The sequence below is a fragment of the Idiomarina sp. OXR-189 genome, from assembly GCF_034373425.1.
Classification (GTDB): domain Bacteria; phylum Pseudomonadota; class Gammaproteobacteria; order Enterobacterales; family Alteromonadaceae; genus Idiomarina; species Idiomarina zobellii.
In genome coordinates this window covers 1,100,686-1,118,189 of record NZ_CP139706.1, presented here as the reverse complement: position 1 = coordinate 1,118,189, position 17,504 = coordinate 1,100,686, and the positions used below count along the sequence as shown (strand labels likewise).

The 17,504-nt window shown below is 47.5% G+C and carries 16 protein-coding genes; 6 read left to right on the top strand and 10 right to left on the bottom strand.

Annotation, left to right across the window (positions count from 1 at the left end; genetic code table 11):
• Window positions 1-1,782, bottom strand: coding sequence for a M61 family metallopeptidase (locus UM402_RS05450; RefSeq protein WP_058579336.1), 1,782 nt, complete (start codon window positions 1,780-1,782; stop codon window positions 1-3).
• Between the two features lie 146 nt (window positions 1,783-1,928).
• On the opposite strand from UM402_RS05450, the gene UM402_RS05445 reads away from it, so the two are divergent.
• From UM402_RS05445 to UM402_RS05425, 5 genes are all read left to right on the top strand, one after another.
• Window positions 1,929-3,476 (top strand): GGDEF domain-containing protein, encoded by a 1,548-nt coding sequence (locus tag UM402_RS05445; RefSeq protein WP_058579337.1) that lies wholly within the window; start codon window positions 1,929-1,931, stop codon window positions 3,474-3,476.
• Window positions 3,477-3,535: 59 nt separating this feature from the next.
• A complete protein-coding gene (ppnN, locus tag UM402_RS05440; RefSeq protein WP_053952707.1) occupies window positions 3,536-4,891 on the top strand; it encodes a nucleotide 5'-monophosphate nucleosidase PpnN in 1,356 nt (451 codons plus the stop codon).
• Window positions 4,892-4,898: 7 nt separating this feature from the next.
• A complete protein-coding gene (locus UM402_RS05435; protein ID WP_053952708.1) occupies window positions 4,899-5,285 on the top strand; it encodes a DUF3192 domain-containing protein in 387 nt (128 codons plus the stop codon).
• Window positions 5,282-6,802 (top strand): hypothetical protein, encoded by a 1,521-nt coding sequence (locus UM402_RS05430; protein ID WP_058579338.1) that lies wholly within the window; start codon window positions 5,282-5,284, stop codon window positions 6,800-6,802. The genes UM402_RS05435 and UM402_RS05430 overlap by 4 nt, the downstream gene beginning before the upstream one ends.
• Before the next feature lie 105 nt (window positions 6,803-6,907).
• Window positions 6,908-7,912 carry an isocitrate dehydrogenase gene (locus UM402_RS05425; RefSeq protein ID WP_058579339.1) on the top strand — a complete coding sequence of 335 codons (1,005 nt, stop codon included), beginning with the start codon at window positions 6,908-6,910 and terminating at the stop codon, window positions 7,910-7,912.
• 43 nt (window positions 7,913-7,955) lie between these two features.
• Here the strand turns inward: UM402_RS05425 and rlmM are convergent, their stop codons facing one another.
• The 9 genes from rlmM to UM402_RS05380 form a co-directional block, all read right to left on the bottom strand.
• On the bottom strand, window positions 7,956-9,041 hold the full coding sequence (gene rlmM, locus UM402_RS05420) for a 23S rRNA (cytidine(2498)-2'-O)-methyltransferase RlmM (RefSeq protein ID WP_058579340.1): 1,086 nt from the start codon (window positions 9,039-9,041) through the stop codon (window positions 7,956-7,958).
• The gene (locus tag UM402_RS05415; RefSeq protein ID WP_053952712.1) at window positions 9,041-9,421 is read right to left on the bottom strand and encodes a DUF423 domain-containing protein; all 381 of its coding nucleotides are present in this window, start codon (window positions 9,419-9,421) and stop codon (window positions 9,041-9,043) included. The genes rlmM and UM402_RS05415 overlap by 1 nt, the downstream gene beginning before the upstream one ends.
• Window positions 9,421-10,008 carry an alpha/beta fold hydrolase gene (locus UM402_RS05410; RefSeq protein WP_273267552.1) on the bottom strand — a complete coding sequence of 196 codons (588 nt, stop codon included), beginning with the start codon at window positions 10,006-10,008 and terminating at the stop codon, window positions 9,421-9,423. The genes UM402_RS05415 and UM402_RS05410 overlap by 1 nt, the downstream gene beginning before the upstream one ends.
• Before the next feature lie 32 nt (window positions 10,009-10,040).
• Window positions 10,041-10,940 carry a transcriptional regulator GcvA gene (locus tag UM402_RS05405; RefSeq protein ID WP_058579342.1) on the bottom strand — a complete coding sequence of 300 codons (900 nt, stop codon included), beginning with the start codon at window positions 10,938-10,940 and terminating at the stop codon, window positions 10,041-10,043.
• Window positions 10,941-11,035: 95 nt separating this feature from the next.
• Window positions 11,036-11,800: an SDR family oxidoreductase gene (locus UM402_RS05400; protein ID WP_053952715.1), complete on the bottom strand. Its 765-nt coding sequence runs from the start codon at window positions 11,798-11,800 to the stop codon at window positions 11,036-11,038.
• Window positions 11,801-11,820: 20 nt separating this feature from the next.
• On the bottom strand, window positions 11,821-12,717 hold the full coding sequence (mmsB, locus tag UM402_RS05395; protein ID WP_058579343.1) for a 3-hydroxyisobutyrate dehydrogenase: 897 nt from the start codon (window positions 12,715-12,717) through the stop codon (window positions 11,821-11,823).
• Between the two features lie 27 nt (window positions 12,718-12,744).
• Complete coding sequence (locus tag UM402_RS05390; RefSeq protein WP_058579344.1) at window positions 12,745-13,866, bottom strand: enoyl-CoA hydratase/isomerase family protein; 1,122 nt, start codon at window positions 13,864-13,866, stop codon at window positions 12,745-12,747.
• A 9-nt stretch (window positions 13,867-13,875) separates the two neighbouring features.
• A complete protein-coding gene (locus UM402_RS05385) occupies window positions 13,876-15,033 on the bottom strand; it encodes an acyl-CoA dehydrogenase family protein (RefSeq protein WP_053952718.1) in 1,158 nt (385 codons plus the stop codon).
• A gap of 12 nt (window positions 15,034-15,045) precedes the next feature.
• Window positions 15,046-16,545, bottom strand: coding sequence for a CoA-acylating methylmalonate-semialdehyde dehydrogenase (locus UM402_RS05380; RefSeq protein ID WP_053952719.1), 1,500 nt, complete (start codon window positions 16,543-16,545; stop codon window positions 15,046-15,048).
• 69 nt (window positions 16,546-16,614) lie between these two features.
• Between UM402_RS05380 and UM402_RS05375 the strand changes: the two genes are divergently transcribed.
• Window positions 16,615-17,493, top strand: a complete 879-nt coding sequence (locus tag UM402_RS05375; protein ID WP_058579345.1) for an EamA family transporter — start codon at window positions 16,615-16,617, stop codon at window positions 17,491-17,493.
• Window positions 17,494-17,504 lie beyond the last annotated feature (11 nt).

Genomic DNA, 17,504 nt, shown 5'->3' with positions numbered 1-17,504 from the left:
TTACGCGTTTGGGTGCGGAATTTGCAACCACTGTAAGAAGCGCGCTTTCTGTTGTGCAGTAGGCGCGTCTACTGGCTTAATCGAGGCATCAGTTGCCGGTGCCTGCTCGAGCTTCAGCGTTTTCTCATGCAATTGATTGCGGCGGAAGAAAGTGACCTTAACTTCGTCACCCGCTTCATACTCCTGAAGCGCTTCCTTAAAACGACCCTGCATAACCGTATAGCCGTCGTACGCAACAATGACATCATCCGGTCTAAAACCGGCTTCCCATGCCGGGCTACCGCGGCTGACTTGAGTCAACTCCATGCCACCGTCTACTTTCGATGCACGCCAACCTGTCCAGTTTTCTGGCTCATCATTTTCTTCGTAGACCAGCTCTAAGCCCGCATCGTTCAGCATTTTCTCAAATGGAATATCGGCTGCTGGTGCTTCAACATTGTTCTGCCACCATTGCTGCCACGAGTCACCAGTTAAGTCATTAAGAATTGCGAGCACATCGCTGGCCTTAAAGCCCTTTTCGTCGGCATCAAAGCGCTTGTAAAGTTCGTTGTGTACATCGCGATAACTAACTTCACCGTCCGTTGCCTCAAGTAACGCATTATCGAGCATCCAGGAGACTAACGCACCTTCCGAATAAATACTTACTGAGTCGTTGTGAGCACGGTCGCCATACTGATCAATCCAGGCTTCAAAAGAAGCCTCTGCCACTGACATCACCTTGCGGCCAGGCTTAGCTTTATAACGGTCAATACCACTAGCCAAGCGCTCGAAGTATTCGTCAGGTTCCATAACTCCCGCATGTAGCAGTAAGTGGTTTTGGAAGTAGCTTGTTGAGCCTTCGGCTATCCAGAATAAATCTGTATAGTTCTCTTTTTGGTAGTCGTAAGGCACCAGACCGTCTGGTCGATAAGCCTTCACGTTCCAGGTATGTACAAATTCGTGAGAGGCTGTCGACATAAACGACAAATAGTCATCTCGACTGGCAAAGCTATAACGTGGGCGTTGAATAACCGTGGAGTTTTTGTGTTCCGTTGCACCACCGGCCCCGGAGGTTGCGTGAATCATAAAAACGTAGCGCTCATAAGGGTAACTGCTCCAAATAGAGTCACCGGTAGCTACTAATTTTTCCAGGTCTGCAACTGTCTGTTCAGCGTCGTAGTTGCCTTCGCCCCAAAACACCACTTCGTAGTCACGCCCGCCCTGCTCAAAGGCAAAGTGCTTATTAATACCCGTTTCTATTGGCGAGTCGACCAATACATCCCAGTTATCGGCGACAAATCTGTGATCACCCTCGCGCTCCATACCGGAATAGCTGCGCCAGTTGTCAGGCACATTTAGCGATACCGTTACTGGTTCGTTACGCCATTGGTCGGCGTACATAAACACCGCAGAGGCGTCTAAATAGGCGTGGCTGTCGTCAATATGACGGCTTCTGCGGCCCAGCTGGTCAGCGTAGATTTCATAATTCACCGTCACTTCACCCGCGTTTTTCGGTAAGTGGATACGCCAGGTACTTTTATCCACTTTTTCCCAGCGTAGGTTCTGGCCATTAGTTTTCGCGGTAAAGTCCCTAATCCCATTGGCCAAATTTAAAATACGGTAATATCCCGTGCGCCAGGCAGGCATTTTAATGTCCAGAAACTGCTCATTAGTTTCAGGAAACGTGATACTAACGTCCCCTCGCTGGTGCTCCGGTTGAGTCAGATCAATTTTATACTCAGTATCTGCCCAGGCCGCTGAAGATGTTAATAGAATCGATAATGCTAATACGCTTTTACGCACAGTACGTCCCCGCTATTTTCGACTTTTTTGTTAGGAAATAAATGCAAAGACTACCACAATCTGTGAATAGTATTTAATGCAGAAACCGATAAACTTTGTCACCCTAAGACTCGTACTAGTATGAGTTGTCAGTAAGAAGGTGAGTAGTGTCAATACCTGAAACGCCGCAAGAGCAGGTACAGCATCTAAGCAAGAAGTTGCAGCAAAGCATTCAGTCCAGAAAGCAGATTGAGGACGATTATCGTCGGGACTCAGAACGTTACTCTGAGTTTGTTAATCAGTTGTGTCTGGCACTTAATGGTGTTGACAACGATTTAGACTCCATTATTCACCAACTTCGTAGCCAAATTCAGCAAAATGCATCGGCGGCAATACTTGACCCGCTGATTGAAAAACTCAGTGACGCCATTGCTAATTACACCATTAAATTTCAGCAGCAAACTAAGCAAACCACTGACACTATCTCAAACGCTTTGGCGAAACTCGAACCCTCAACAAAGCAAGCTGAAAAAGAACTGGCCAGCATTGAAAAAGCGTTTGAAAAACCGACCATGGCGCTTACCCACTATTTGCCGCTGGTTAATCGCTTATTGAATTTATCACACCAATGCGCTGTCACTAAAAACGACCCCAAAGCAGATGCCGTTGCTACTGAGACCTATCAAGCTCAATTATTTGATCTGTTAAGCGAAGTTGAATTTAGCGGTAACTCCGCAGAAGCATTACAACAAGTTAAAACAGCGCTGCAAAAACCTCAAAGCCTCGACACCCTGATGACCATCAGCCTCAAAGTTATGCGACTTATTTTCAACAGCGTGAATGAAGAACGTAAGTCGGCTCAGAGCTTTTTACAGCAACTCAATGCGTCACTCGAATCAGTCAATAACATACTGGGCAATACGGTAGGCGCGTCGGGCTATTTTGCAGAACAGCGCGACGTCCTTAATGAAAAGCTAAAGTTGGGCGTATCTGATATTTCTGACTGTGTTCATGGTGCTTCAGAAGTTTTCGAGCTGAAGGAAACGGTTGGCAGCAAGTTAAAGCAACTAGGTGCTACGTTGGAGCAGCATATTTTGCTGCAAAACCATGAGCGTGAAAATTTCACTAAAAATACTAGTGAGCTTGAAGATAAATTACGCCAGACAGAAGCGGAAGTTGAGCGTTACAAGCGGGAGCTGGCACAACAAAAATTCCGCAGTTTACAGGATGCGTTAACAAAGTTGCCTAACCGCTCTGCGTTTGAAGAACGACTGAATATGGAGTTTGCACGTTGGCAAAAAGGGCAAACCGTCCTCACCATCGCCATTGCTGATGTCGACTTTTTTAAAGACGTCAATGACAACTTCGGACATATTGCGGGTGATAAAACTCTACAGGTCATTGCCGGCACCTTAAACAAAACACTAAAAAATGATGGTTTTGTGTGTCGCTATGGCGGTGAAGAATTTGCTATTATCTTTTGTCTTGATGAAAATCAAGTGAAAGAGAAGATGGAATTAGCCCGAGAAAAAGTCGCTAATATCCCATTTAAGTTTAAAACTGACGATATTCGCATTACTGTATCGGCAGGCGTGGCGTCTTTTAAAAATAACAACGACACCACAGTGTCTGTTTTTGAACGTGCTGACAAAGCACTGTATCAAGCAAAAGAAAACGGACGAAACAACATTATTCTGGCACCGGACGGATACTAATGATGAGGTGCCATATAAGGTGACAAGGGTCACCCTTTGTAAAGGAGTATTAAATAATAATGAGAGCAAGTATTTCTCCCAGAGGCACAATGTCTCTGTTGTCACAACTAGAAATAGAACGACTAAAAAAATCTTCAAACAGCCAACTCTATAAGCTTTTCAGAAACTGCTGCCTTGCCGTACTGAATGCCGGTAGTAAAACCGACAGCAGCGCAGAAATTTACGACAAGTACCAAGATTTCTCCGTTAATATCATTCGCAAAGAGCGCGGCATAAAAATCGAACTTATTGAGCCGCCGGAAGAGGCGTTTGTCGACGGTGAGCTTATTGTTGGTATTCGCGAGTTACTGGAGTCTGTGCTTCGGGACATTCTATTTACCGGCGAGCGTTATTCAGAAGAAGAGCTTAAAGACGCAGATAGCGCCACCCTAACCCATGTCGTTTTCGATATTCTGCGCAACGCTCGTACCGTTCAGGCCATGCAAGAGCCTGACATGGTGGTATGCTGGGGTGGTCACTCAATTAGTGAAGAAGAGTACAAGTATACTAAGGAAGTAGGTTATCAGCTGGGCCTTCGTGGTTTGAATATCTGTACAGGTTGCGGCCCCGGCGCTATGAAAGGTCCTATGAAAGGCGCGACTATTGGCCACGCTAAGCAGCGCATCAGTGGCGGTCGGTATTTAGGGTTAACAGAGCCAGGCATCATTGCCGCTGAGCCACCTAACCCTATTGTCAACGAACTCGTCATTTTACCGGACATTGAAAAGCGTCTGGAAGCCTTTATTCGTTGCGCACACGGCATTGTTATATTCCCCGGTGGCGCAGGCACTGCCGAAGAGCTGCTTTATTTACTGGGCATTTTAATGCACCCGAAAAACCAGCAGCAAAGCTTACCGGTCATTTTAACCGGGCCTGAAAGTTCACGTGACTATTTCGAAGCCTTAGATGAATTCATTATCGAGACATTGGGTGAAGAAGCTCGTCAACTGTACCGAATTATTATTGCAGACCCGGCCAGTGTCGCTCAGCATATGAGTGCCGGTATGGCTTCGGTGAAGCAGTATCGCCGCGACTCGGGCGATGCCTATTACTTCAACTGGACACTGTTTATTGACGACAATTTCCAGCGTCCATTTGTACCAACACACGACAATGTGGCCGCGTTGAACTTGCACCCTGACCAGCCAAAAGAAGAGTTAGCCGCTGACTTGCGTCGCGCCTTCTCATCTATTGTTGCCGGTAATGTGAAAGACGACGGTATTCGCCGCATTCGTGAAAAAGGCGTATTCACCATTCACGGTGAAACCCAGTTAATGAAGCGACTGGACGTATTATTGCAAGCGTTCGTCGAACAAGGCCGTATGAAGTTACCGGGTTCGGTGTACTATCCTTGCTATAAAGTCGTTACTGATTAAGCGGGTTATGAAGAACAAGGTTTTTGTCATTTTAGCCATAGGCGCTGTTAGCTACTTGGCAATTGTCGGATTAGTCCTGATGTTGTATCAGGCTGATCCGGCCGATCTTAAATGGCAGGAACGTGAAACCTATAATGCACGTCAAATTGGTCAACTCGACTTAGGCATGTCGAAAGACAGTGTTATTCGAATATTGGGCTCTCCCGATATCAACGAAGCTAAATCGTCTGAGCAAGGCGACATGCAAGTCCTGTTTTACCGTACCCATCATGTTACTTCTGACGGCATTACAACCAAAGACGAATGCACCCCTTTGGTGTTCAAAGATAATGAACTTATTGCCTGGGGTAATGACTCTTACCAAGACTACCAGAACACTCAGAGGCGACAATGAACAAGCTCGCTAACTGTTGTGCTAAAGCTTACGGGCTAATGGACAAGCATGACATTCGCCAGCTGTATCAATTTGTGAAGTCGCTTGATGAAGAGTTTCAAGAGTATCGCTGGCCTGAATTACTTCCCTGCTACGCTCAGGCCCGTTTCGAAAATAACGATAAGCTCGTTGAGTTCCTTGCTCAGGCTGTTAACGCATTAAAGTTAGGAAAAACTCTGGCTTTGCACACCCATTACCGGCGGGTGTTAGCAGCCGCTTGTCTGAGTGCCTGTATTAATGAGAGTGTGGATTACTGGCGCTCTAAGCAACTGCGCCAGGCGCTTTGGTTAGAAGCATTGAAGCCCTTGAGTTTTAACTCACATGATATTGCGTTTTATCGGCATTGGGTGGCGCTCATATCGCGGGTTCAGCAACAGCGTGTGCCTCCGGAAGTTGAGTTCGCACCTCAACTAAACAGTGTTTTCCGATACAAGTTCTGGCCATTAATGAAGCAAAGCGCCGGCTTTTGTCGTTATTTCACGGGCCAACGCTTTAAGCACACTAAAAAGTCGCGTTCCGCACTACTGATGGATTATCAGAAAGGTCAGTTTTTATTGGCATTTCCTCATAAGCTGCATACGCCATTTTATGTGAGTGCAGAGCAGCTAGAGCAGTGGCAGCCAACTAACGAACCAACAGCCTCAGACATTCTCGAGTCATTGGTGAAACACCGGGACTTTTTACTTGAGGCCAGACCCTCTACTTTGCAAACACCGAAAGCATTGCTTACAGCCATTAATCGATACGCTAATGCGTCTGGTTCACTCAATGCGGTGATACAGCAAATTAGAAAAGTCCCCTATTTAAGCGAGTCGGTGCATCAGTCCGTCATAGAAAATGAACGCATCAACAACGATGAAGCCGCTAAAATGGATATTAAGCAGGCCTATCTATGGTTGGGCGCCAAGCGCGCTTCCGTCATTCTTGCGACGGCTTTTTTGCAGCACCAATTTTCGCTAAATAGCATACCGTTGCATAAAGCGCTCATGCAACGCATTAACCTGCTGTGTACCTTACTGGAAAAGCTCAGCCAAAGTAGCGGTATTAAACTTCCCACGCCCGCTCCGCTATTAGCATTATTGTCAGGTGCCGACCTGTTCCGCCATCCGGATTTATTAAAGTCATCTAAATGGCCAAAAGTATCGGTTATCGAGCACTTTTATTGCAGTAGCTGGGTCGGCTCAGCGTTAGATCCGGCTGACTTTAGACGCAGTCGTCAGTTGGTTGCTCGCTGGCAACTGCCCGAGAAGACAAACTTACTACTTGATCCAGAACAAACAACTGACAAAAAGTTAACCGCCCTATTCTACGTTGCCCATTTTCTGGCGGTTAAGGTGTATCACCCACAAGCAGAATTAAGCGATTCGGCTCAGAAGCTGCTAGACTCTTGCTATGAAGCATTAGGCGCAACACCAACGAGTGCTCAAAAAGTGCAGCAGATAGCAGCGTTTGAGAGTCATTGTCACTCTCCCTTATAGCACCTATTCACTTGGTGAATAATGCTTTTCTAGTCACATAAACTGTAGGGGTGGTAGAATTACTGCCTGTATTTAGTTGTAACACGGTTTGAAGGAACTCTTTAAATGAGCAAGACAATCACAGTTATTCCAGGCGATGGTATTGGTCCCGATATTGTTAAGTCGGCAACAGCCATTCTCGACAAAGCAGGTTGCGACTTTGAATACGAATATGTAGAAGCCGGTTTAACCGCTTTAGAAAAAACTGGCGAGCTTCTGCCACAGAATACACTTGATGCTATCGCTCGTAACGGTGTTACTTTAAAAGGTCCATTAACGACCCCCGTTGGCGAAGGTTTTACCTCGATTAATGTCAGCCTTCGCAAGCACTTCGGGCTATACGCAAATATGCGTCCCGTATTGTCGTTCAAAGGCACTCAGGCACGCTACGAAAATATTGATATCATTACTATCCGCGAGAACACCGAAGGCATGTACTCAGGTCTTGGTCAGAAAGTCTCAGAAGACGGTAACGAAGCCGAGGCTATGAGCAAAATCACGCGTGAAGGTGCTGAGCGTATCGTGCGTTTTGCTTACGAAACAGCCCGTCGCGAAGGCCGTAAAAAAGTAACGGCAGTACATAAAGCCAATATTTTGAAATCCACTTCTGGTTTATTCCTGAAAGTAGCTCGCGAAATTGCCGAAGAATACCCAGATATCGAATCTGCTGAGATGATTGTCGATGCGGCGTGTATGCGCTTAGTTATGAACCCGGAAGAGTTCGACGTTATTGTCACTACCAATCTGTTTGGTGATATTTTGTCAGACTTATGTGCCGGCCTGGTCGGTGGTTTGGGCATGGCGCCAGGCGCTAACATTGGTAAAGACTGCGCCATTTTTGAAGCAGTTCACGGCTCTGCACCAGACATTGCGGGTAAAAACCTGGCCAACCCAAGCTCTGTTATTCTGGCTTCTATTCAAATGCTGGAATACTTAGGCATGGCCGACAAAGCGGAAAAAATCACCAAAGCTCTGGCGGACGTTATTGAGTCCGGCGATCGCACCACCCGCGATCTCGGTGGTTCGCACGGCACAACAGACTTTACTCAAGCGGTTATCGACCGCCTGTAATCAGTTTACAGCAGGCTTTCCCGGTGAAAGCCTGCTCGTCCCTTTACTGCTTCGGTAGCCAGCGCAAGTGAACTGTTATTTCTTCACGATCGTGATACAGGTGCTTGGCCTGAATTTCGAATGGCTTCGTGCCCTGTGTCTGTAGCTGGTCTTTTATTTGCTCCAGATACTCTTTCACCGCAGCATAGCGCTGACGCATGGGTAACTTCAGGTTAAAGATAGCTTCCTGACAGTCGCCTTCAAGCAACCAGCTTGTCATTAACTCACCGACTCGTGCTGGCTTTTCAACCATGTCACAAACTAGCCAGTGAATGTTTTTGCGTTTTGGGCGAAACTTAAAGCCATCTTCTTTTATATGCTGAACCTGCCCGGTTTCCATTAACGCCTCAGCCATAGGGCCGTTATCAACAGCCTGTACCATCATACCCCGACGCACTAACTGATACGTCCAGCCACCCGGCGCAGCACCTAAGTCGACGGCCTTCATACCGGGATGTATGCGTTTTTCCTGCTCACTTTCAGGAACAAACACTTGAAAAGCCTCATCGAGCTTCAACGTCGAACGGCTAGGCCCGTCTTTTGGCATTCTTAGACGCAAAATACCGCCGTCATAAGGTGTCTGGTTATAACTGTATGAATACCCGGTCAGGGCATGTGCTGAATTAACAAAGAGTACATGCAGTAAAGGACGCTTTGCCAACGGTTTATTACTTAACAGCTCTTCTTTTCGCAAAGCCTGACGAAGCGGAACACTGAACTTCCGACAAAACTTTGATAACTGATTAGCTTCGTTTGTATCAGGTGTTTCCACCCGGAGCTCGCCGGCCAAGCCGAAGGTTTCCTGATGCGGCTTTAACGCTTTTATCACCTCACTGGCTCGGTCTTCAACGCCAGCCAGTTTAATTGGGCTAAGCAAAGCGAACATTTCGCGTGCGAACACCAAGTCTTTCAACGAAAGCTTTCTGGCAATATGCTCCGCTTCTTCAGCCTGACAATTATAAGTGACATAAGCCTGATTAGGCTGTGTCTGGCAGTATCCGTAAATACCAAGCTCGGTCGCTTTATCCTGAATTTCAGCGGCACAGTCGCCTTCAAAACCAGCGCGACACAATAAAATAATTCCGCTCATTAACTCACTGCTCCTAACTTTATTGCGCCAATAAGCAAGCTTATCCAGCCTGCGATAAATAGCAAACCACCTAAGGGAGTTATAGGCCCGAACCACTTAATACCGGTAAGCGCTAATGCGTATAAACTACCAGAAAACAAAATAACGCCAGCTATCCATAAATAACCGCTTGCCACAAACCATCCAGACGTTGTCTGTTTAAGCCATAAGGCTAACGCTAGTAGCGCTAGTGTATGGTAAAACTGATAGGTTACACCGGTCTCAAAAGCACTCAGCAAACTCTCACTCAATTTCGACTTAAGACCATGCGCAGCAAAGGCGCCTAACATAACACCCGTTGCGCCTAAAAATGCCGCAACGATTAAAAATAACTGACTCACTAAATAAACTCCTTAATTGCCGTAGCCGCTTGCTGCCAAATAACGGGCGTGTCTGCCGATTTTGCTTTAGTTGCTTCAAAGCCGTGATCAGCCCCTTCCAGCCAACGCAATGACCAGTTGTCAGGTAACGTTACACATTCACCCTGCTCTTTCTTCTTCATTAACGGTTTACTAAAGGGGTCTCGAGTTCCCTGTAAAATAAGCCCCGGAGCCCGGCTCATTGCTAACTCATCCAACCGCGAGTTTTCTGGTTTTTGCGGAGGGTGGAACGGAAAACCTAATGCAATAGACGCTTGAGCATTGAACTTGTCCGCCACGCGCAACATCACTCGGCTGCCCAGCGACTTCCCCATTAAAACTAACGGTTTGTTGTCCTGCTGCAGGTCTTGCAATAGAGACTCAACTGCCTCAACAAGGGCTGGCATTCTATTGGGTGGCCTGGGCTTACCGGTTTCTCTTACTTTTTCCCAGTACGGAAAGTCCGGGCGAACCACTTCAGCGCCAAAGGCCACACATTGCTCAGCAAAATAATTCATAAACGCAGTGTCGGGACCTCCACCAGAGCCATGAAAAAATACAACTCTCATCGCGCCCTCTGGGTGTTGCCGCTGATAACGCATCACTCTTTAAATTCCCGTTCTTCCTGCTGCACTATGTCCAGCAGCCATTGCCGAAAGGTCGCGATTTTACCGATTTCGGCCTGGTTGTCACGACAAACCAAATAAAAGGCTTTATTCCGCTGCAACGCTTGCGGAAATATTCTCACCAAATGACCACTGTCAATTTCAGGCTTTACTAACACGTTATTGGCTAAGGCCACCCCTTGCCCATGCACCGCTGCTTGCAGCGCCAGGCTCGAGTGACTGAACACCGGGCCGTTATCGCCTTTATATTGTGGCAAACCAACTAACTGAAACCAGTCTTTCCAGGCATTACGCGTTTCATCATGTAACAGTGTTTGTTTAAATAAATCTGCCGGCTCTGTTATGTCGGCTTTATTCAACAATAAAGGCGAACACACTGGCCATAAGTATTCTTCATGAAGCTGATAGGATTTGACTCCGGGCCAGCGACCGTCACCGTAATAAATGGCTACGTCGACATCATCAGTCAGTGAACCGCTAATTTCATCAACTGCTTTTATACGAATATCCATGTCTGGGTGAGCTTCACGGAAACTACTTAATCTGGGTACAAACCATAAAATGGCGAAACTAGGAGGCACCGATACAGTCAGAGCTCCGCGCTCTGATACCAGTCGCAGTTTATCGGTAGCTTGAGCCAACTGCTCAAAAATATCCCGAAGCTCTAAATAGTACTCCTGACCTTCTTCAGTCAGCAATAACGAACGGTTTCGACGAATAAACAGCTTAAGTTCGAGGAAGTCTTCTAACGCTTTAACCTGATGACTCACTGCCGCCTGGGTAACAAACAGCTCTTCGGCTGCTTTGGTGAAGCTAAGGTGGCGTGCGGCCACTTCAAAAGATTTTAGTGCATTTAAGGGAGGTAATTTGCGCATGCCGATACAAAAAAGCGTCTCTGTTTTTTAGTTCCTCACTACTATAACAGAGACGCCCTTCATTCGGCTATTTACATTACTTTATCTAATGCGACTTACAGTCGTACGCCACCGTCAATTTCGACGACTCGACCGCTGAAAAAGTCATTTTCAATAATGTAACGTGCGCTGTGGGCAATTTCATTGGGCTGTCCCCAGCGCTTCAACGGCACCATAGACAACGCACGCTCGACCGCTTCGGGTTTCATTTGAGCTGTCATTGGCGTTTCAATAAAGCCAGGGGCAATAGCACCACAGCGAATGCCATAACGACCAAGCTCCCGCGCCCAGGTGACTGTCATTGCAACCACACCGGCTTTCGTTGCGGAATAGTTGGTCTGACCCATGTTGCCAGCTCGAGCTACACTAGAAATGTTAATAATGACGCCCTTTTTACCGGCTTTCACCATTTGTGCTGCCGCCTCACGACCGCACAAGAAGGTTCCGGTTAGGTTAACGTCCAGCACTGACTGAAACTGTTGCAGAGGCATTTTCTGCTTCAGTTCTCCGTCTTTGTACTTAATCAATAAACCGTCGCGCAGTAAGCCGGCATTATTGACTAATACATCAATGCCGTTAAATTCCTGCTGAATTTGCTCAAACACGGTTTCTACTGACTCTTCGTCAGTAATATCGACTTCATAGCCAATAACCTTGGCTGCGCCTAGTTTTTCGCACTGTTCTTGAGCGTCACCTAACACGTCACCGTTAATGTCGATAAGCGCTAACTGAGCGCCCTGCTTGGCAAAGTCTTCTGCCATTGCAAGGCCCAGCCCCTGAGCGCCACCGGTAATTACAATCACACTGTCTTTAATTTGCATGTGTTTCCTCAATTCTTAAGTTACTTCTGTGACTTAGGCGCCACATAGTTAAAGATACTGGAAAAGTCCTGACGACCATGGCCTTGTTCAGACCAACTGTGGTATAGATTACGCGTCAGCGAGCCCATTGGCGTTGCGGCACCACTTTCCAGGGCCGTTTGCTGGGCTAAACCTAAATCCTTCGCCATTAGGTCCACCAAAAAGCCACCTTGATAATCGTTACTGGAAGGCACGTTTTCCATAACCCCTGGGCATGGGTTATACACTTCCAGCGTCCAGTTGCGACCTGAACTTGCCAGCATTATTTCGGATAAAATTTTCGGGTCAAGACCATTTGCCTTGCCCAATTGCAGAGCTTCTGACGTGCCAACCATCAATACAGAAAGCAGCATGTTGTTACAAATTTTAGCAATTTGCCCGGCTCCGACATCGCCTGCACGGAACACATTTTTGCCCATGTCGTTCAATACAGTGCGTGCACGGTCTACATTGCTTTCAGTACCACCGCAAATAAAGGTTAAGGTACCGGCTTTCGCGCCACCCACGCCACCAGACACAGGTGCATCAATGAAAGCGATACCCGCTTTCTCAAGTTCTTCACCCACAAACATCGCTGTATCTGAAGAAATGGTGCTGCAATCGATAACTAATTGGTCTTTAGACAGTTTGTTAATAAGTCCGTTGTCACCTAAATAAACACCTTTAACGTGACGGTCTGCCGGTAACATTGAAACCACAAACTCAGCGCCATCAATAGCTTCTTCGGCGGTTTTCGCGGCTTGCGCACCATCTGCGACAACGGCTTTTAGCGCCTCTTCTGACAAGTCGAACGCTTTAACTTTGTGCCCTGCTTTAGCCAGGTTGCTGGCCATTGGGCCACCCATGTTACCCAGTCCAATAAATCCTACGGTTGCCATGTCGGCACTCCTTCTTGTTCATTCGTTTTATTTATCGAGATCGGCCAGCGGATGCGTTCTGTCACCCCACGGAGGTAAAAAGAATGCATCAACCTCTTCTGCGGGTACGTCCGCCACTGAACTGTGCTGCCATTGTGGATTTTTATCTTTATCAATCAGCAAAGCTCGAATGCCTTCAGCAAAGTCACCGCGAACCGCGCAGTTACACGACAGCGTCAACTCTAACCGGAAGCAGTCAGCTAACGACAGGTCAGAGCCTTGCTGTAACTGGTTCCAGACCAAATGAGAGGTGAACGGGCAACCGTTCGCCAGGTTTTTCCGTGCCCGGCTTAACCATTTGTCATCAGTTTCATCCTTAACAATGCGCTCAGCAATGTCACCAATGTCATTACCTGCTGTGAGCTCAGAAATAAGAGACTGATGCGGTTCTACCTGAGGCGCTGGCAGTGCCGTTGTGTCGTCACTCGCTACTGCGCTCAGTAAGTCAGTCACTTTTTGTTTATTAAGCGCGGCTGTATTGCCCCACTCAGTCTCTTTGAGACGAGTCAGTATAACGTCTTTACTCTCGTGACCAACGAAGTGATCGGCCAAGTTCAAATAAAGCGCGTCATTGGCATTGATGGTGGCGCCGGTAATTCCAAGGAATAACCCACAACCTTCCGGCATACGGTTCAGGAAGTAAGTCGCGCCAACGTCTGGATACAAGCCAATAGTGACTTCCGGCATAGCCAATAACGAGCGCTCGGTCACAATACGGTGGCTGGCTCCATTCATTAAGCCCATACCGCCGCCCATCACTATGCCGTCACCCCAGCAAATGAAAGGCTTCGGATAGGTCTGAATGAGATAGTCCAGCTTGTATTCCTGAGTAAAGAAGTTTTCAACCTCTTCCACTAACTTGCCTGGCTCGGCCTGCATAGCTTTGTACATAGCGACAATGTCACCACCGGCACAGAAGGCTTTTTCACCAGAGCCCTGCAACCAGACACAAGCCACTTTGTCGTCATCTGCCCATTTCTTGAGCTGTGGCAGCAGCTTTTCAGCCATTGCCAAACTTAAGGCATTCAACGATTTCTCGGAATTTAATGTAGCAACGCCGATGACTTTGTCACCGGCGCTCAGTTCTTCAAAAAGTACAACGTCTTGCATGGAATCTCCTTACAAGATTTCGCGATCGTTATCCGCCAGCATACGGCGGCCGATAATCATACGCATGACTTCATTCGTGCCTTCTAAAATTTGGTGTACACGAACGTCACGCACATGGCGCTCTAACGGATACTCTTTAATGTAACCATAGCCACCATGCAGTTGTAGCGCATCGTTACATACTTTAAAGCCAACGTCTGTCGCAAACTGCTTAGCCATTGCACAGTACGTCGTTTTATCCGCATCATTGTTATCGACTTTGCTTGCCGCTAAACGCACCATTTGACGTGCTGCTACCAGCTCAGTGGCCATATCAGCTAACTTAAACTGTAGCGCCTGAAAGGCTGCCAGAGGCTTACCAAACTGAGTACGTTCCTGCATATAAGCTTTAGCCGTATTCAGCGCCGCTTGTGCGGTACCGACAGAGCAAACCGCAATGTTAATACGTCCGCCGTCTAAGCCCATCATGGCAAACTTAAAGCCTTCGCCTTCTTTACCCAGCAAATTCTCTGCCGGAATGCGAACGTCTTCAAAGGTCACTAAGCGAGTCGGCTGGGCATTCCAGCCCATTTTGTCTTCAGCTTTACCATAGACAATACCTTCTGCGTCGGCCGGCACTGCAAAGGCAGAAATGCCTTTAGGACCATCTTCGCCAGTGCGTGCCATAACGACCAGTACGTCGGTTTCACCGGCGCCGGAAATAAACATTTTAGAGCCATTCAGAACGTATTCGTCACCGTCTTTCTTCGCACTGGTGCGCAAGCTAGCAGCGTCTGAACCCGAGCCCGGTTCTGTCAGGCAGTAAGAGCCCAACTTCTCACCGGTAACCAACTCTGGTACCCACTGGTCAATTACAGACTGTTGGCCGAACGAGCCAATCATCCAGGTGACCATGTTGTGAATGGTCATCATTGCAGTTGTTGCGGTACAACCGCCAGCCAGTTGTTCAAAAATTAACGCTGAATCTAAACGGCTCATTCCAAAGCCGCCAGCTTCTTCCGGCGTGTACATGCCCATAAAGCCCATTTCACCGGCTTTACGAAACACTTCTATTGGGAAATGATGCTCTTCATCCCATTTTGCCGCATTCGGCGCCAGCTCTTTTTCAGCAAACGCCTTTGCCGTGTCGACAAAGGCTTGTTGATCTTCTGTCAGTTCAAAGTTCATCGTTGTCCCCTACTACCTAAGGTTAATCGACATATTTGGACCGGCGACTTCATCAATGTCGCTCTCGAACCAGCGCGCCGTCACAGTTTTCGTTTCGCTATAAAAACGCACCGCTTGCTTACCATAAGCGTGGAGATCACCGAAGAATGAACGCTTCCAACCAGTAAACGAGAAGAATGGCAGAGGTACCGGAATTGGAATGTTAATACCCACCTGACCGACTTCAACTTCGTGTTGGTATTTACGAGCAGCCGCACCGCTGGCAGTAAAGATAGACGTACCGTTACCGTAAGGGTTGTTATTAACCAGCTCTAACGCGTCATCCAGGCTATCGACTTCTGTCGTACATAAAACCGGACCAAAAATCTCAGTTTTATAAACTTCCATATCCGGTGTGACACTAGAAAACACAGTCGGCCCTACCCAGTTACCTTTTGGTAAGCCGTCAACTTCACAGTTGCGTCCGTCGACTAAAAGCTTTGCGCCTTCTTTTTCACCTTGAGTAATTAAGGCTTCAACACGCTCTTTCGCCTGTGGGCTAATAACCGGACCATAGGCTGCATTCTCGTCATTCCAGGCGCCCGGGCGAACTTTTGCGATAGCTTCAGCCACTTCTGGAATCCACTCTTTCGCAGCGCCAACAAACACGGCGACAGAAATTGCCATACAACGCTGACCGGCTGCGCCAACCGACGAACCAACCAAGTTATTGATAACTTGCTGTTTGTTAGCATCCGGCATAATAACGCAGTGATTTTTCGCACCCGCAAACGCCTGAACGCGCTTACCGTTTTCCGTACCACGGCGGTAAATGTATTCAGCAACAGGTACCGAACCAACAAATGACAATGCACGGACATCGGGGTGATCAAGCAAGAAGTCGACTTGCTCTTTATTACCATGTAAGACCTGCAGAACGCCCTTTGGAGCACCCGCTTCTTCAAACAGCTCGACCAAACGCGTTGGTGTTAAAGGATCTTGCTCAGACGGCTTAAGAATAAAGGTATTGCCACAGGCAATTGCCAACGGGAACATCCAAAGCGGAATCATTGCCGGAAAGTTAAACGGTGTAATACCAGCGCAAACGCCTAGCGGCTGCGTGTAGCTGTATGAGTCAATTTTGCGAGCAACGTTCTCAACCGTTTCGCCCATTAATAACGAAGGGATATTAGCTGCGTGTTCAACCACTTCAATACCGCGCCAGACATCGCCTTTTGCGTCTTCAAATGTCTTGCCGGTTTCCTGAGCCAGGATTTCAGCAATTTCTTCCTGATGCTCTTTAAGCAGTGCTTGATAACGCATCATTACGCGAGCACGCTCTGATACAGGTACTTCTTTCCAGGTTTTAAACGCTTCGCGCGCGCTCTCAACCGCTGCTTCCATTTCACTTTGAGTGGCAACGGGCGCTTCGGCGATAACTTCCTGTGTCGCTGGATTGGTGACAGGAATCCACTGTTCCGACTTCGAGGCGACAAATTCGCCATCTATGTACAGAGGCACTTTCTTAGACATAATTCACCTTCTTGTTGTGTTATTTTGTTCACATCATAATGAACGAATTTAGTTAAGTGAGCCTTTAACGTGACCCTCTTAATTCTGATTACTTTGCTTTGGGCCGCCAGTTTTTCTCTCATTGGCGTTTACCTTGCCGGACAAGTTGACGGTTATATTGTTGTTTTTGTGCGCATGATTTTAGCACTGTTAACCGTTCTACCCTTGTTCCGTTGGCGGCATTTATCGCCCAAAAGTGGGCAGCTACCTCAACTGACTAAGCTGGCCATTATTGGCGCCGTGCAAATTGGCGCCATGTATTTATTTTTGTATCACGCATTTTTGTATTTGAGCGTCGCTGAAGTGCTTTTGTTCACTATTTTTACGCCGCTCTATATAACCCTCATTGACGAACTCATACTCAACCGCAAGCATTTACCTCTTTTATGGTGGATTGCTGCGGCAGTATCCGTTTGCGGCGCTGCCATTATTCGCTATCAACCATTGTCCGATGACTTCATCACTGGCTTCTTTTTAATTCAAGCCGCCAATGCGTGCTTTGCCTTAGGTCAAGTTGCTTACAAACGTCTACCCACAGGTAAAACCCTCGCCCAAGGTCAGCAGTTTGCCGCCTTTTTCTTTGGCGCCAGTGTCATTGCCGGGCTTGGCGTATTATTTTTCGCCGACTTTAACCTATTGCCAACCACTAAGCTTCAGTGGGGTATCTTGCTCTGGTTGGGCATTATTGCCTCCGGTCTCGGCTACCTTGGCTGGAATCTGGCCAGCAAATGGGTTAACACCGGGCAACTTGCCACCATGAACAATGCGCTCATTCCTGCCGGAATTCTAGTTAATGTCTTATTTTGGGAGCAGTCTTTCGACTATACCCGACTTATTAGTGGCGCTTTAATTATCGTACTTGCTGTTTGGTTAGCCGGGCGCGCTCACAAATTGAAGCCCGCCGGCTAACTCATATAGGC

Excerpts from the sequence above, each read along its gene's own strand:
- UM402_RS05390 (WP_058579344.1), bottom strand. The coding sequence starts at position 13,866 with ATGCAAGACGTTGTACTTTTTGAAGAACTGAGCGCCGGTGACAAAGTC.
- UM402_RS05430 (WP_058579338.1), top strand. The coding sequence starts at position 5,282 with ATGAACAAGCTCGCTAACTGTTGTGCTAAAGCTTACGGGCTAATGGAC.
- mmsB (WP_058579343.1), bottom strand. The coding sequence starts at position 12,717 with ATGGCAACCGTAGGATTTATTGGACTGGGTAACATGGGTGGCCCAATG.
- UM402_RS05410 (WP_273267552.1), bottom strand. The coding sequence starts at position 10,008 with ATGAGAGTTGTATTTTTTCATGGCTCTGGTGGAGGTCCCGACACTGCG.
- UM402_RS05435 (WP_053952708.1), top strand. The coding sequence starts at position 4,899 with ATGAAGAACAAGGTTTTTGTCATTTTAGCCATAGGCGCTGTTAGCTAC.
- UM402_RS05400 (WP_053952715.1), bottom strand. The coding sequence starts at position 11,800 with ATGCAAATTAAAGACAGTGTGATTGTAATTACCGGTGGCGCTCAGGGG.
- UM402_RS05425 (WP_058579339.1), top strand. The coding sequence starts at position 6,908 with ATGAGCAAGACAATCACAGTTATTCCAGGCGATGGTATTGGTCCCGAT.
- ppnN (WP_053952707.1), top strand. The coding sequence starts at position 3,536 with ATGAGAGCAAGTATTTCTCCCAGAGGCACAATGTCTCTGTTGTCACAA.
- UM402_RS05380 (WP_053952719.1), bottom strand. The coding sequence starts at position 16,545 with ATGTCTAAGAAAGTGCCTCTGTACATAGATGGCGAATTTGTCGCCTCG.
- UM402_RS05405 (WP_058579342.1), bottom strand. The coding sequence starts at position 10,940 with ATGCGCAAATTACCTCCCTTAAATGCACTAAAATCTTTTGAAGTGGCC.
- UM402_RS05385 (WP_053952718.1), bottom strand. The coding sequence starts at position 15,033 with ATGAACTTTGAACTGACAGAAGATCAACAAGCCTTTGTCGACACGGCA.
- rlmM (WP_058579340.1), bottom strand. The coding sequence starts at position 9,041 with ATGAGCGGAATTATTTTATTGTGTCGCGCTGGTTTTGAAGGCGACTGT.